The 14,695-nt window shown below is 58.2% G+C and carries 18 protein-coding genes; 5 read left to right on the forward strand and 13 right to left on the reverse strand.

Translation table 11 applies throughout. The annotated features are described in order from the left end of the window. Positions 1-59 precede the first annotated feature (59 nt). The 4 genes from rplT to thrS are packed head-to-tail and all read right to left on the reverse strand — an operon-like array spanning position 60 to position 3,172. Positions 60-416, reverse strand: coding sequence for a 50S ribosomal protein L20 (gene rplT / locus LIY45_RS22705; protein WP_003219940.1), 357 nt, complete (start codon positions 414-416; stop codon positions 60-62). Between the two features lie 28 nt (positions 417-444). Next, positions 445-639: a 50S ribosomal protein L35 gene (gene rpmI / locus LIY45_RS22710; protein WP_002553160.1), complete on the reverse strand. Its 195-nt coding sequence runs from the start codon at positions 637-639 to the stop codon at positions 445-447. Between the two features lie 59 nt (positions 640-698). After that, the gene (gene infC, locus LIY45_RS22715; protein ID WP_169875357.1) at positions 699-1,250 is read right to left on the reverse strand and encodes a translation initiation factor IF-3; all 552 of its coding nucleotides are present in this window, start codon (positions 1,248-1,250) and stop codon (positions 699-701) included. Continuing rightward, positions 1,250-3,172 (reverse strand): threonine--tRNA ligase, encoded by a 1,923-nt coding sequence (thrS, locus tag LIY45_RS22720; RefSeq protein ID WP_003219944.1) that lies wholly within the window; start codon positions 3,170-3,172, stop codon positions 1,250-1,252. The genes infC and thrS overlap by 1 nt, the downstream gene beginning before the upstream one ends. 363 nt (positions 3,173-3,535) lie before the next feature. Between thrS and LIY45_RS22725 the strand changes: the two genes are divergently transcribed. Both LIY45_RS22725 and LIY45_RS22730 read left to right on the forward strand, forming a co-directional pair. After that, on the forward strand, positions 3,536-3,850 hold the full coding sequence (locus tag LIY45_RS22725; protein WP_226477699.1) for a major capsid protein: 315 nt from the start codon (positions 3,536-3,538) through the stop codon (positions 3,848-3,850). Between the two features lie 289 nt (positions 3,851-4,139). Beyond that, on the forward strand, positions 4,140-4,352 hold the full coding sequence (locus LIY45_RS22730; RefSeq protein ID WP_003179963.1) for a cold-shock protein: 213 nt from the start codon (positions 4,140-4,142) through the stop codon (positions 4,350-4,352). A 73-nt stretch (positions 4,353-4,425) separates the two neighbouring features. Here LIY45_RS22730 and LIY45_RS22735 read toward each other — a convergent pair whose 3' ends face one another. Then, positions 4,426-4,746 (reverse strand): I78 family peptidase inhibitor, encoded by a 321-nt coding sequence (locus tag LIY45_RS22735; protein WP_017478844.1) that lies wholly within the window; start codon positions 4,744-4,746, stop codon positions 4,426-4,428. A gap of 147 nt (positions 4,747-4,893) precedes the next feature. Continuing rightward, positions 4,894-5,199, reverse strand: coding sequence for a hypothetical protein (locus tag LIY45_RS22740; protein WP_226477673.1), 306 nt, complete (start codon positions 5,197-5,199; stop codon positions 4,894-4,896). Positions 5,200-5,344: 145 nt separating this feature from the next. Here LIY45_RS22740 and LIY45_RS22745 point away from each other — a divergent pair, with 145 nt between their 5' ends. Beyond that, positions 5,345-5,557: a hypothetical protein gene (locus LIY45_RS22745; protein WP_003219951.1), complete on the forward strand. Its 213-nt coding sequence runs from the start codon at positions 5,345-5,347 to the stop codon at positions 5,555-5,557. Between the two features lie 33 nt (positions 5,558-5,590). Here the strand turns inward: LIY45_RS22745 and LIY45_RS22750 are convergent, their stop codons facing one another. Genes LIY45_RS22750 through LIY45_RS22780 form a run of 7 tightly spaced genes read right to left on the reverse strand, consistent with a single transcriptional unit; the run spans position 5,591 to position 12,558 of the window. Then, positions 5,591-6,619, reverse strand: coding sequence for a nucleoside hydrolase (locus LIY45_RS22750; protein WP_226477674.1), 1,029 nt, complete (start codon positions 6,617-6,619; stop codon positions 5,591-5,593). A 25-nt stretch (positions 6,620-6,644) separates the two neighbouring features. After that, on the reverse strand, positions 6,645-7,049 hold the full coding sequence (gene rbsD, locus LIY45_RS22755) for a D-ribose pyranase (RefSeq protein WP_226477675.1): 405 nt from the start codon (positions 7,047-7,049) through the stop codon (positions 6,645-6,647). Beyond that, entirely contained in the window at positions 7,046-7,963 is a 918-nt protein-coding gene (rbsK, locus tag LIY45_RS22760) for a ribokinase (RefSeq protein ID WP_226477676.1), read from the reverse strand. The genes rbsD and rbsK overlap by 4 nt, the downstream gene beginning before the upstream one ends. 23 nt (positions 7,964-7,986) lie before the next feature. After that, the gene (locus LIY45_RS22765; RefSeq protein ID WP_226477677.1) at positions 7,987-9,009 is read right to left on the reverse strand and encodes a LacI family DNA-binding transcriptional regulator; all 1,023 of its coding nucleotides are present in this window, start codon (positions 9,007-9,009) and stop codon (positions 7,987-7,989) included. Between the two features lie 3 nt (positions 9,010-9,012). Further along, the gene (locus tag LIY45_RS22770; protein ID WP_226477678.1) at positions 9,013-9,990 is read right to left on the reverse strand and encodes an ABC transporter permease; all 978 of its coding nucleotides are present in this window, start codon (positions 9,988-9,990) and stop codon (positions 9,013-9,015) included. Then, complete coding sequence (locus LIY45_RS22775) at positions 9,987-11,540, reverse strand: sugar ABC transporter ATP-binding protein (RefSeq protein ID WP_226477679.1); 1,554 nt, start codon at positions 11,538-11,540, stop codon at positions 9,987-9,989. Before LIY45_RS22775 ends, LIY45_RS22770 begins: the two co-directional genes overlap by 4 nt. Positions 11,541-11,598: 58 nt before the next feature. Further along, on the reverse strand, positions 11,599-12,558 hold the full coding sequence (locus LIY45_RS22780; protein ID WP_226477680.1) for a sugar ABC transporter substrate-binding protein: 960 nt from the start codon (positions 12,556-12,558) through the stop codon (positions 11,599-11,601). 567 nt (positions 12,559-13,125) lie between these two features. On the opposite strand from LIY45_RS22780, the gene LIY45_RS22785 reads away from it, so the two are divergent. Both LIY45_RS22785 and LIY45_RS22790 read left to right on the forward strand, forming a co-directional pair. Then, complete coding sequence (locus LIY45_RS22785; RefSeq protein WP_003219965.1) at positions 13,126-14,214, forward strand: asparaginase; 1,089 nt, start codon at positions 13,126-13,128, stop codon at positions 14,212-14,214. Positions 14,215-14,442: 228 nt separating this feature from the next. Next, complete coding sequence (locus LIY45_RS22790) at positions 14,443-14,694, forward strand: DUF1654 domain-containing protein (RefSeq protein WP_017478835.1); 252 nt, start codon at positions 14,443-14,445, stop codon at positions 14,692-14,694. Position 14,695: the final 1 nt, after the last annotated feature.

A 14,695-nucleotide genomic window follows, 5' to 3' on the forward strand; every position in this document is an offset into this window, starting at 1 on the left:
ATTTAAGACGTTTAACACCTTGGGCCGCGGAAGCGACCCAGGGTGACTGTCGGGGGTACTTAAGCCAAGGTGGCTTTAGCTTTCTCGACAATCGCAGCAAACGCCGCTTTTTCGTTCACTGCCAGATCAGCCAGAACCTTACGGTCGATCTCGATGGACGCTTTTTTCAGGCCAGCGATGAAACGGCTGTAGGACAGACCGTTAACACGTGCACCAGCATTGATACGAGCGATCCACAGAGCGCGGAACTGACGTTTTTTCTGACGACGGTCACGGTAGGCGTATTGGCCAGCCTTGATAACCGCTTGCTTGGCAACACGGAATACGCGTGAACGCGCGCCGTAGTAGCCTTTAGCAAGTTTCAGAATTTTCTTGTGGCGCTTACGCGCCATGACGCCACGCTTTACACGAGCCATGAGTTACTTCCTCTATTCTTGACTAAAATTAACGAAGGCGCAGCATGCGCTCGACTTTTGCAACGTCAGACGGATGCAGCAAGCTGCTACCGCGCAGTTGACGCTTACGCTTGGTCGACATTTTAGTCAGGATGTGGCTCTTGAAAGCGTGCTTGTGCTTGATACCGTTAGCAGTTTTCAGAAACCGCTTAGCAGCACCACTTTTAGTTTTCATCTTTGGCATGTTCGGTACTCCGCATTCAGTTGATAAACATAATCAGAAGGCCTGCCGTGCCCTATTGATTACTTCTTCTTTTTCGGGGCGATGACCATAATAAGCTGGCGTCCTTCCATCTTAGGATGCTGTTCGACCGAACCGTACTCGAGCAGGTCAGCTTCAACCCGCTTGAGGAGTTCCATCCCCAGCTCCTGGTGGGCCATCTCACGGCCGCGGAATCGCAAGGATACCTTGGCCCTGTCCCCATCACTCAGGAAACGTACCAGGTTGCGCAGTTTTACCTGGTAATCCCCTTCCTCCGTCCCTGGACGAAACTTGATTTCTTTTACTTGAATCTGCTTCTGGTTCTTCTTCGCCGCGGCAATCTGCTTCTTCTTCTCGAAGATCGACTTGCCGTAGTCCATCACCCGGCAAACGGGTGGGATTGCATCGGCGGAGATTTCCACCAGGTCCAATTTGGACTCTTCAGCAATACGAAGCGCTTCATCAATCGAGACGATGCCAATCTGCTCGCCGTCAGCGCCAATTAACCGAACCTCGCGTGCCGAGATATTCTCGTTGATCGGGGCTTTCGGTGCAGCTCGTTTATCTTGTCTCATTTCACGCTTAATAATAATTACTCCGAATCTGGGCGACCACGCCGGGAAACCGCTTGCGCGAGGAACTCAGCGAACTGGGCGACGGGCATCGAGCCCAGGTCAGCACCTTCACGAGTACGCACAGCGACAGTCTGCATCTCGACTTCCCGATCTCCGATAACCAAAAGATAGGGAACCTTGAGCAAAGTATGCTCGCGGATTTTAAAGCCGATCTTTTCATTTCTCAAGTCGGACTTGGCACGAAATCCGCTTTCATTGAGAGTTTTTTCAACTTCAGCGGCAAAATCTGCCTGTTTATCAGTGATATTCATGATCACTGCCTGGGTCGGAGCCAGCCACGCAGGGAACGCACCCTCGTAGTGCTCGATCAGGATCCCGACGAACCGTTCGAACGAGCCGAGGATCGCCCGGTGCAGCATAACCGGGTGTTTACGGCTGTTGTCTTCGGAGACGTATTCGGCTCCCAGACGGATCGGCAGGTTAAAATCGAGCTGCAGGGTACCACACTGCCAGACACGACCAAGGCAATCTTTCAGCGAGAACTCGATCTTCGGACCGTAGAACGCACCCTCGCCCGGCTGCAGGTCATACGCAAGCCCCGCACTGTCCAGTGCTGCGGCCAGTGCAGCTTCGGCGCGATCCCACAGCTCGTCGGAACCCACGCGTTTTTCCGGACGAGTGGACAGCTTCATTTCGACTTCGGTAAAGCCGAAATCGCGATACACGTCCATGGTCAGCTTGATGAACGCGGCGGATTCGGCCTGCATCTGCTCTTCGGTGCAGAAGATGTGGGCGTCATCCTGAGTGAAGCCACGTACACGCATGATGCCGTGCAGTGCACCCGATGGCTCGTTACGGTGGCAGGCACCGAACTCGGCCAGGCGCATCGGCAACTCGCGGTAGCTCTTCAGGCCCTGGTTGAACACCTGTACGTGGCACGGGCAGTTCATCGGCTTGATGGCGTAGTCGCGGTTTTCCGACTGAGTGGTGAACATGTTGTCGGCGTAGTTGGCCCAGTGCCCGGATTTCTCCCACAGGCTGCGGTCAACGACTTGCGGCGTCTTGATTTCAAGGTAGCCGTTGTCGCGCTGAACCTTGCGCATGTACTGCTCAAGCACCTGGTACAGGGTCCAGCCGTTCGGGTGCCAGAACACCATGCCCGGCGCTTCTTCCTGGAGGTGGAACAGGTTCAGGCGCTTGCCGATCTTGCGATGGTCGCGTTTCTCGGCTTCTTCGATGCGCTGAATGTAGGCCGCCAACTGCTTCTTGTCAGCCCAGGCAGTGCCGTAGATCCGCTGCAATTGTTCGTTCTTCGCGTCACCGCGCCAGTAGGCACCGGACAGCTTGGTCAGCTTGAACGACTTGAGGAAGCGCGTGTTCGGCACGTGCGGGCCACGGCACATGTCGACGTATTCTTCGTGGTAATACAGGCCCATGGCCTGCTCGTCCGGCATGTCTTCCACCAGACGCAGCTTGTAGTCTTCGCCGCGGGCGGTGAACACGTCGATCACTTCGGCGCGCGGAGTGACTTTCTTGATGACGTCGTAATCTTTTTCGATCAGCGCGTGCATGCGCTGCTCGATGGCCGCCAGGTCGTCCGGAGTGAAAGGACGCTCGTAGGCGATGTCGTAATAGAAGCCTTCGTCGATGACCGGGCCGATGACCATCTTCGCGGTTGGGTACAGCTGCTTGACCGCATGGCCAATCAGGTGCGCACAAGAGTGGCGAATGATCTCCAGCCCCTCTTGATCCTTGGGCGTAATGATTTGCAGGCTGGCATCGCCGGTGATCAGGTCGCTGGCGTCAACCAGCTTGCCGTCGACCTTGCCGGCCACGGTGGCCTTGGCCAGGCCAGCACCAATGGATGCGGCGACCTCGGCTACGGAAACCGAATGATCGAATGAACGTTGACTGCCGTCGGGAAGAGTAATAGTTGGCATGGCGCCTCCTCTCCTAGTGGTGACCCCTACCAAAGGTCACGTGGGTTGGGATGAGCCAGTACAAGATCCAACACCAGGCCGTTCAATGATGAACGCCTGCCTTACAGCGGCAGGAGCCTTTCGGCCAACCGGTAATCGAACCAGAGTGACTGGAGTTAAACAAAAAAGACCTTGGCAAGGCGGCATAGGCGCGCCGGAAAATAGCCAAGCGAAAGATGCTAGCACAGATGAACGATCATGGCGCCGGCGCCGCTTAACGAAACGCAAATTCCCGGCTTTTAGGGGCAAAAGTGAACTTGAACTGTACGGCGAGCCTCAAACACACCGAGAATCACCGTTCGTCCATGACTCCAGGAGCATTTCATTATGCGCTTTACCTCGACTTTCGCCCTTGCTGCATCCCTGACCCTCATGTCCCTGGGTGCGCACGCCGCAGCCCCGTCGAACTGGCCTGCCGGTGCACGGGACAGCTTCATCAAGGATTGCAGTGCAGCCGCCCAGCAAAGCGTTGATGCCAAAACCGCCAAAGACCATTGCGAATGTGGCGCGGACAAGATCAATGCCGAATTGAGCAGTGCCGAGATCAAGGAACTCATGACCAACCAGAACGCAGATCCCGCGATGAAAAACAAAGCTGTCGCGGCTATTTCGTCCTGCAAGGTCGTGAAGAAAAAGTAATTTTTACACCCTGCCAGACCGGCTAAAGGACCAAAAATCGCCCTGAAAACTGCCATTTCTCACAAATTACGCAGCTTTTACGGCTTTTTTTGCTAGCTGATATTTCGCTTAAAAGCCCCGTAGATCGGGGCTCTCAGCCAACCAAGGCATGAAACGCAACGCGATTGAATAGCAAACAATGCCTTGGGGGGGCTCCCAAGCCGAACATTTCGACTATGATAGCTCGGTGTGCCCAGTTGGCCTGAGCAGCACAGCACTACTGAAAATATATGTTTCTTGGAGATACACCATGTCTAATCGCCAAACCGGCACCGTTAAATGGTTCAACGATGAAAAAGGCTTCGGCTTCATCACTCCTCAAGGTGGCGGTGACGACCTGTTCGTACACTTCAAAGCTATCGAAAGCGACGGTTTCAAAAGCCTGAAAGAAGGCCAAACCGTTTCCTTCGTGGCTGAGAAAGGCCAAAAGGGTATGCAAGCTGCACAGGTTCGCCCAGAGTAATTCTGCGCCGAACTAAAAAAACCCCGTCCATGTGACGGGGTTTTTTATGGCCTGGAGAAAAGCGCTGAAGCCATCAGCCGCAATTGACGCGATTGATCACCAGGTTGTCATCGGTATTGAGGTTCAGGCGATCGGAGCGGTATTCCAGCGTGACCATGTCGTCTGGCTTGAGAATACGGGCGTTCTGCGCACCGGCGCGGCTACGGGCCTGTTCCAGCAGTTGTGGCGAAGCTTTCTGGCCGATTGCGAACTCGGCAGCCTTCGCCTCACAGCGGCTATGACCAGCATCGGTCACGGCAGTGTCTTTGGCTGGCTCAGAGGTACCCGGGGTGCTGCAACCCGTCAAGACAAGCGCAGCCAACAAAGTACCGAATGATGCGAGCTTCCAAGGCATGAAGCCTCCTTTGAGAAAAAATAGACAGAGATCGTGCGACCGTGGTTTGGCCGATTGGTTTCAGAATTGTCACAATTGGCTGCAGGCCAGTCTGCCTGAGTCGGCGCCTGGCGCTGGCGAATCAATCGTCACCAAATATGAACGCACTCAATAGATGTCGATGTAATCAAACGGCGGTTTTGGCCAGTTCTGCTTGAGCGCGTTGAAAATCTGCATCACCCACACTTCATCGCTGGCCGCGACGTTACCGACATAACCGGAACCCGCCGCCCAGGTCTCCAGGCGAAACAGCAGCCCGTCAATATCAACGCCGCCCACCACTCCCGAAGAGATGTAGGCAATGCCGGCCTTGGTGACGCGCAATTGGGTGTGAACGTTGTCACTGGCGCTGGCAAGTAACTGCCTCACCGCGTCCAGCGTCAGGTTCTCGGGGTTGTTCAAATCGATCTGCACGCGGTTTTCCCTGGCCATTAAACGGGCAGACAGTGTCGCACAGCCCTCACCTCATGCCTAAGTAGCAGTGCCAAACGCTGCGCAAAATGGTTAACTCCATACGCCAGATAACGCACCAACCGCCTTTCAGCCTCGCGAGACACCCATGACCATCGTCACGATCCACGCCGACATCAAAGCCAAGTGGCCCCACGGGCAAAGCTCCTACAGCCCGGGCAGCCCGGAGGAGTTGGCAATCATCGGTATCGACCTGCTGGTGAAGGAACTGGGGACTCAGGCTGCGCAGGCATTTATCGGCCAGGTATTCGAGAAATACCCGGCCGATCACATGGGGGCACCAGACCCCGAGCGCGAATAAGACCCGGCCAACGAACGTCGGCCGGTAAAGCGCTTACTTCAGACGACCAAGGCGTTCGGTCAGCAGATCGAAGAAGCCCTGGGCATCGCCGTTTTCAACCCAGAATGCGTTCTTCGGTTGTTTCAGGCCGTCGTACCAGTCGACGATGGTCTGGCCGAAGGTCGGGCCTTCACGGCTGTCCACCACCACATTGACCTCACGGCCGCTGAACAGCGAAGGCTTGAGCAGGTAGGCAATGACGGTAGCGTCATGCACCGGGCCACCCGGGATGCCGTAGTGCTCCATGTCGCCTTTGACGTATTCATTGAGAATATCGCCCACCACCTTGCTCGCGTTGTTGTTCAGCGCAGCGATTTGCTTCAGGCGTGCGTCACTGGTCAGGACCTTGTGGGTCACGTCCAACGGCAGGTAAGTCAGCTTGACGCCACTTTTGAGCACGATCTCGGCCGCGATCGGATCCGCGAACAGGTTGAACTCGGCCACCGGCGTGATATTGCCGCCGTTGAAGTGCGCGCCACCCATCACTACCACTTCCTTGATGCCTTGCGTGATCTCCGGTGCCTGGGTCAATGCCAGCGCCAGGTTGGTCTGTGGACCGAGCATGGCAATGGTGATGCTGTGGGGCTTGGCGGTGCTCAGGGTCTTGATCAGATAATCAACGGCATTGCCTTCGGCCAGGCCTTTTTTCGGCTCATGCACAGTGACACCGGAGATGCCTTCCTTGCCGTGGATGTTTTCGGCGTAGATCGGCGTGCGCAGCATCGGTTTCGGTGCACCGGCGTATACCGGGATGTCCTCGCGCCCTGCCCACTCACGAGCCAGGCGCGCATTGCGGGAGGTCTTGTCCAGGCGCACGTTACCGGCAACGGTAGTCAGCGCGCGGATGCTCAGTTCATCGGGCGAAGCCATGGCGAACAGCAAGGCCACCACATCGTCCGCGCCGGGGTCGGTATCGATGATCAGGTCGATTTTTTCCGCCCCGTGGGCGCTTGCAGCAGTCAGGAAGGACAAAAGCAGCACACTCCGGAAAAGGTGTCGCAGGGTTTGGGTACCACGTTGCATGACGCACTCCTTGTCGTTGGGAATTCTAGAACGATACGCCGGAGACCAGCGCGATATTGCAGTAAGGCTGGCACTCACCGGTGCGCACCACCGCCCTCGCCTTGCGGCTGAGCTGCTTGAACTCTTCATGGCTGAGCAGGCGGCGCTCGCCGAGGGCGGCCTGTTCGGTCAGGGTATTGAGATCCGCCAGGGCCGGCGGTTGCTTGAGCAGGATTTCTTCCGCGAGCACGTGGCTTTCCACCTGCATTTCGCTGAGAACAATGCGCAAGGTGCTGACAAAATCCGGGATACCTTTGGTCAGCGCCAGGTCGATCAGCTCAACACCCGGCGGCACCGGCAGGCCGGCATCACCGATCACCAGAATGTCGCCGTGGCCAAGGGACGCAATCACCCGCGACAGCGCGATATTAAGCAAGGGAGTCTTTTTCATGAGGGCACAAAACCTTGGACGTCATGCAATGTAGGAATGGAGGGCTGCGCACCCGCACGGGTGACCGACAGCGCAGCAGCCACCTGGCCAAAACGAATGGCCTCGGCCTCGCTTTTACCGCTGGCCAGTGCTGCCGCAAAACCACCGACGAAGGTGTCACCGGCAGCCGTGGTATCGACCGCCTTGACCTTGGGCGCCACCAGGTGTTCAAAGCCCTGGCCATCGGCAAACAATGCGCCCTCGGAGCCGAGGGTAATGATGACTTTGCCGGCACCGGCCTTGATCAGGCGCGTGGCGGCGACCTTGGCGCTGTCCAGTGAATCCACCACCACGCCGCTCAAGGCCGACGCTTCGCTTTCGTTGGGAATCAGGTAATCGATGGCGGCGTACCAATCTTCAGGCAGCGGGCCGCTGGCCGGTGCCGGGTTGAGGATCACCGTCTTGCCCAGTTCGCGACCGCGCTTGAGGGCATGGCCGACAGTGTCCATCGGCGTCTCAAGCTGGCAGACAATCACGTCGGCAGCCTGCAGTACGCTGTCGAAGGTCTGTAATTTGGCCGGGGTCAACTCGCCATTGCTACCGGCGACGATAACGATCGCATTCTGGCTGCTGTCGTCCACCACGATCAGCGCCACACCGCTGGAACCGTCGACGGTGCTGACGGCCTGGCAATCGATGCCTTCCACCAACAATGCGTCGCGTAATTGCGCGCCATAGGCATCGGTACCCACGCAGCCGACCATCGCGACTTCGGCCCCAAGACGCGCCGAAGCGACCGCCTGGTTTGCGCCCTTGCCGCCGGGGACGGTGGAAAACGATTGGCCGATCAGGGTTTCACCGGCGCGGGGCAGCCGGCTGGCCCGGGTGACCAGGTCCATGTTCAGGCTGCCTATTACCACTACTTTTGCTGGCATACATCAGTACTCATCAATTCGGTTCAGCGGTATTGGGCGAACACACCGGCCAGTGGCGCCGTTGACTCGCGCAGGACAATACTCGGCGTCACGATGCGTTGATCGATCGGCAATTGGGGTGTCGCAATTCGTCGCAGTAAAAGCTCGGCCGCCATCTCTCCCAGTTGCAGGATCGACTGGCCCACCGTGGTCAGCGCCGGGTACACGTACTGGCTCATTTGAATATCATCGAACCCGATCACCGACAGCTCGCCGGGCACGCGGATATTACGTTCGGCAGCCGCGCGCAATACGCCGAAGCCGATCATGTCGTTGCCGGCAAAAATCGCGCTGGGGGGATTATCCGCCAGCAATTGCGCTGCCGCCGCGTAACCACCGGTGCTGGTGAAGTCACTCTCCAGCACACGGCCGGCCGGCACTTCAAGCCCGGCCTCGGCCAGGGCGCGGTAATAACCCGCCATACGCATCTGCGCCACGCGGGTATGGCTCGGGCCACCAATGCAGGCAATGTCGCGGTGCCCCAAATCCAACAGGTGACGGGTCGCCAGGTAGGCGCCCTGTTCGTGGTCGATGCGCACCAGGTCCACATCGATCCCGTCCAGCGCGCGGTCGACGATGACTATCGGCGTACGCACCGCTTTCAGGCCCGTTGCCAGGCCGCTGTCGTCACCGCCCACGGAGGTCACGATCAGACCGTCAATGCGTTTCTCCAGCAGCACCCTCAGGTAGCTGCGCTGCTTTTCGGCATTATCGTCGGAGTTGCAGAGAATCACGCAATAGCCATTACGCTCGCAGTAATCCTCGATGCCTCGGGCCAGCTCCGCAAAATACGGGTTGAGGCTGTTGGGCACCAGCAGGCCGATGGTCGCGGTGGTCTTGGCTTTCAGCGACCGCGCGACCGCACTGGGCACGTAGTCGAGCTGCTTGATAGCCGCTTCGACCTTGATCCGTACCGGCTCGCTGACCGGGCGCGTCTTGTTCACCACATGGGACACCGTGGTGTAGGAAATCCCCGCAAGCGCCGCCACATCCTTGATCGTTGCCATGGCTCAGGCTCGCCGACTGGCGCGCTGGCTGCGGTAAGTATCCAGCACCACCGCGATCACGATCACGGCACCGGTGATGATACGTTTGGTCGGCTCGGTGGCGCCAATCTGCGCCAGCCCCGCCGCGAGTACCGAGATGATCAGCACGCCGAAGAAGGTACTGATCACCGAACCACGCCCGCCCATCAGGCTGGTGCCGCCGATGACTACAGCAGCGATCACTTGCAGCTCCAGGCCGGAACCGGCGTTTGGATCCGCCGCTTCCAGGCGCGAAATCTGGAACAGTGCCGCCACGCCGGCCAGCAGGCCCATCAGGCTGAACACCAGGATCTTGTAGGGTTTTGGATTGATGCCCGCCAGACGCACGGCCTCTTCGTTGGTGCCGATGCCGATCAGGTAGCGACCGAACACGGTACGCGTCAGCACAAGCTGCGCGGCGATGATCACCAGCAACGCGATGATGAACGAAGGCGAAATCCCGAAGGCCACCGGGTCCGACAGCCAGGCAAACGAATCACCAATGTATGCGGTGCGCGAGCCGGTCATCTGGTACGCCACGCCGCGGGCCATTTCCAGCACGCCCAGGGACACGATGAACGACGGGATGCGCCACGCCACGGTGATGGAGCCGGTAATGGTGCCGGCCAACGCGGCGCAGCCCATGCCCAGTATGGCTGCCGGCAACACGCTCCAGCCCCAGCCGAGAATCGCCACGCTGACGGCCGAGGCGGCCAGGGCCAACACCGACCCCACCGACAGGTCGATGCCGCCGATGATCAGCACGAAAGTCATGCCCACCGCCAATACCATCAGGTCGGGAATCTGGTTGGCCAGGGTGCTGAAGGTGTCGTACGAGAGGAAGTGATCGCTCAGGAACGAGAACAACGCGATCATCGCCAGCAAAGCACCGGCCAAGCCCAGGTAAGTGCCCAGGCCGTAGAAGTTGCCGCCATGTTTTGCGGGGGAAGAAGTGGTTTTCATGGGGTATTCCTAGGCGCTGCGTCGTTGAGCAGCGCATCACGTTTCTGATAGCCGGCAAAAGCAGCGGCAAGCAATTCGTCCTGGGTCCAGCTGTCGCGCTCGAAGGTCTCGATCAGGCGGCCGGCGGAAAGCACGCCGATGCGGTCGCAGATCAGCATCAACTCACGCAGGTCGCTGGACACCACCACCAGCGCCTTGCCCTGGCGGGTCAGGTCGCCGAGCAACGCATAAATATCGAATTTGGCGCCAACGTCGATGCCCCGGGTCGGCTCATCGAACAGCATCACCGCGCAGTCGCGCTCCAGCCAGCGGCCAATCACCACCTTCTGCTGGTTACCGCCCGAAAGCTCCGACACCAACTGCGCCGGGCTGGAACTGCGGATGCGCATGGCGTCGACCTGGCGCTTGGCCAGGGCCGTTTCGTCACGACTGTTCATCAGGCCAGCGCTGGAGACCTTCGGCATGTTGCCCAAGGCAATATTGGCGCCGATGGATTGAGTCAGCAGCAGGCCTTCGCCTTTACGGTCCTCGGTGATCAGGGCGATGCCATGACCCACCGCGTCGGCAGGCGAACGAATGCTGACGACTTGCGCGGGGGTGCCCAGGGCCACGGTGCCGCTGTCAGCGATATCGGCACCGAAGATCAGGCGCAGCAATTCTGTACGGCCAGCACCGATCAGGCCGGAGATGCCGTAGATTTCACCGGCGCGCACTTCAAAGGACACGTCGCGGACCTTGTCCGAGCGGGTCAGGCCTGTGACCGTCAACAGCGGCTGGCCGATGGTGCGCGGACCCAGGTCGATTTTCTCCCCCAGTTCACGGCCCACCATCAGGGTGACCAGTTGCTCACTGTTGTAGTTGGCCATCGGCTCGACACACACCAGCTTGCCGTCACGCAGTACCGCAATGCGCTGGGCGACACGGGCAAGCTCTTCGAGCCGGTGGGAAATATAGATAATCGCCACGCCCCGGGCCTGCAGGCGGGTGATTTGTTCAAACAGCATCTCGACTTCACGGGCGGTCAACATCGCCGTGGGTTCGTCGAGGATCAAGACGTGGCAATCGCCGATCAGGTTGCGGGCAATTTCGACCATCTGTTGGTGGCCGATGCCGAGGCTGCCGACCAGGGTGTCCGGGTCGATGGCGTCCAGGCCAACCTGGGCCATGGCTTCAATCGCGGCCTTGCGCAGTTGCTTGCGGCTGATCCAGCCACCGTGGCTGGGCAGGTTATCGAGGAACAGGTTTTCGGCGACGGTCAGGGTCGGCAGCAGGTTGAGCTCCTGCATGACCATGCGGATACCCTGCTCTTCAGCCTGGGTTCGGCTGCCCGGCGTGTAGGCCTGGCCATTGAACTGCATCTGGCCGTCGGTCGGCGTGACCAGCCCGCCGATGATTTTCGACAGGGTGCTTTTCCCCGCGCCATTTTCACCAGTAAGCGCCAACACCTCCCCACGATTGAGCGTCAGGGTGATGTCGGACAGAACCGGTTGGGCATAGGTCTTGCCGATACCGCTGACCGAGAGGACAGCGTTCGGTGCGGAAGATGACATAGGAACGTCTCCAGGCGTCCGCTCGAGTGAGCGGACGCTGTTTGGTGCTGCCGGGGAATTACTTCTTGAGGACGAGTTCGACCGGGGTTTCGATTACGCCGTCTTTGGCGTCGACTTTTTCACCCTTGACCAGCTTGAGCGCGTTCTGGATACCGAACACCGCTTGCTGGGCAGCGGCCTGGTCGGCGGTCGCCAATACGCGGCCGTCCTGCAGCATGGGTTTAATGGCTTCGATGTTGTCGTAGCCCACGACCAACACCTTGCCGGCCTTGCCTGCCGCACGTACGGCAGAGACAGCGCCCAGCGCCATGTTGTCGTTACCGGCCAACAGCGCCTTGAGGTCCGGGTATTCGCTCAGCATGGCGGATGCGACTTTCTGACCCTGGTCAATTTCCCAGTTACCCGACTGGGTGGAGACGATCTTCATGCCGGCGGCGTCCATCGCATCTTTGTAGCCTGCGGTACGCTGTTGGGCGTTGGTGGTGGTCGGCACACCTTCAATGATGCCGACCTTGTCACCCGCAGCCAACTGCTTGGCCAGATAGTCGCCCACCAGTTTGGCACCTTTGCGGTTATCCGGGCCTACAAACGGGATATCGAGTTTTTTGCTTTTGAGCACTTGCGGATCAAGGCGGTTGTCGATGTTGACGACCTTGATGCCTGCATCGGAGGCTTTCTTCAGCACAGTGACCAACGCCTTGGAATCCGCAGGCGCGATCACGATGGCGTTTACTTTGGCGAGGATCATCTGGTTGACGATATCGATCTGCGCACTGGTATCGGTTTCGTTCTTGATCCCGTTGGTGATCATGTCGAAATCGGCGGCGTGTTCTTTCTGGTAGGACTTGGCGCCGTCCTGCATGGTGACGAAGAATTCGTTGGCGAGGGATTTCATGACCAGGCCGACCTTGGGTTTGGCGGCGGTCTCGGCAGCAAATGCAGAGGAAAGAGGCAGGGCAGCGGATGCGGCAGCAAGCACAGCGACAGCAAGAAGACGTCCAGCGAATGGCAGCTTCATGGGTTCACTCCGATCTTATGATTATTGTGAGCAACGCTTGCACCGAAGTACGCTTCGGCAGCCATCCCACCCGGGCGACTGATACGAGCTTTCACGACACGCCAAGAGCAGCCCGTGAAACATCTCGCAAACGTTTGCGTTAGATCAAACTATGAGAAGCTTGTCGGGATTTGTCAACGGGAGAAAACAGCCTTTTGATGAATCCGCTCTACGCCCTGCCCTCGCAGCCATTGGCTGTCCTCCCTAAACATCGGTGCCCCCTGATCGTTCTCTGAAACGACAGGTCGCGATGTGCCTTCTGCGTTTAAAACCAAACTTTTCCGTCATCCTTTTCGGACAACCGAACATTCGCACGCCGTTTTGTTCGGAAAGCCGGACAAAAGACGAAGTCCCTTGCTTAAAAAGCAAATAAATATAGATATAAATCAATAGGTTAAATTCTATTACCAAACAAAATACCGCTGGTACAAATCCTGCTCTTACTCAGCACCTCGTGGCGCTCAGAACCGCCCGGGTGTTTCTAGATGAACCTGCATCAGCACTCATCAAAAACTAGAGAGAAGAATAATGAAATCTGCGTTGAAAACTTTCGTCCCGGGCGCGTTAGCCCTCCTGCTGTTGTTCCCTGTTGCCGCTCAGGCAAAAGAAGCTGAAACCCAGCAAAAACTGTCCAACGTGGTGATCCTTGCCACCGGCGGCACCATCGCCGGCGCTGGCGCCAGCGCGGCCAATAGCGCGACCTACCAGGCCGCCAAAGTCGGCATCGAACAACTGATCGCCGGTGTTCCTGAGCTTAGTCAGATCGCCAATGTACGCGGCGAGCAAGTGTTGCAAATTGCCTCCGAAAGCATCACCAACGAAAACCTCCTGCAACTGGGTCGCCGCGTCGCCGAGCTGGCCGACAGCAAGGACGTCGACGGCATCGTGATCACCCACGGTACCGACACCCTGGAAGAGACTGCCTACTTCCTCAACCTGGTGGAAAAAACCGACAAGCCAATCGTCGTGGTCGGCTCGATGCGCCCAGGCACCGCCATGTCGGCTGACGGCATGCTCAACCTGTACAACGCCGTTGCCGTAGCCGGCAGTAAAGACGCCCGCGGCAAAGGCGTGCTGGTCACCATGAACGACGAGATCCAGTCGGGTCGCGACGTCAGCAAAATGATCAACATCAAGACTGAAGCGTTCAAGAGCCCATGGGGCCCGCTGGGCATGGTAGTGGAAGGCAAATCCTACTGGTTCCGCTTGCCGGCCAAGCGCCACACCATGAACTCGGAATTCGACATCAAGACCATCAAAAGTCTGCCGGACGTCGAAATCGCCTATTCCTATGGCAACGTAAGCGATACCGCCTACAAAGCCCTGGCCCAGGCCGGCGCGAAAGCCATCATCCACGCCGGTACCGGCAATGGCTCGGTATCGTCCAAGGTGGTGCCAGCCCTGCAGGAACTGCGCAAGCAAGGCGTGCAGATCATTCGTTCTTCCCACGTGAATGCCGGCGGTTTCGTTCTGCGTAACGCCGAACAGCCTGACGACAAATACGACTGGGTAGTTGCCCATGATCTGAACCCGCAGAAAGCCCGCATCCTGGCCATGGTCGCCCTGACCAAGACCCAGGACAGCAAGGAACTGCAACGGATGTTCTGGGAATATTGATCGCTCCCAGGCCCGGCCGGTAACGGTTGGGCCATCCCGCTCGTGGCGCACCGCGAGCGGGCCCAAATTCCCCCGCTCTACCCCCGCGCAATAAACCCTTGAAAAACAAAGCCCTCCTACACCAAATCGGCAAAACCACTGTCAGAAGAACTTCTTGGATTTTAAGCAGTTGCGAAATTGCCCACAGTTAAATACTGTATGCACGTACAGCCTAATAAGGAATACTCCGTGGCAAATCCCTCTTCCGCAGCACCCGCAGCGCCTGACGCCTACCAACGCCTGGCCGTTCGCGTGCAAAAAATCATCAATTCCACCAACGCTCAAAAGAACAAGGCGGCGTTGATTTTTCGTTTACCCGAGGAACCGGAAGACGAATGGGCACGACTACTGGAGGAAATCGCAGAAAACGACAACGTCACCCTCGCTTATCGCGATGACGGTGGCGTGCAGATTTTCTGGGTTGTGCCAAAGGAAGATTGAG

Origin of the sequence: Pseudomonas sp. MWU16-30323 (genome assembly GCF_020515595.1) — a bacterium.
Taxonomy (GTDB): Bacteria; Pseudomonadota; Gammaproteobacteria; order Pseudomonadales; family Pseudomonadaceae; genus Aquipseudomonas; species Aquipseudomonas yamanorum.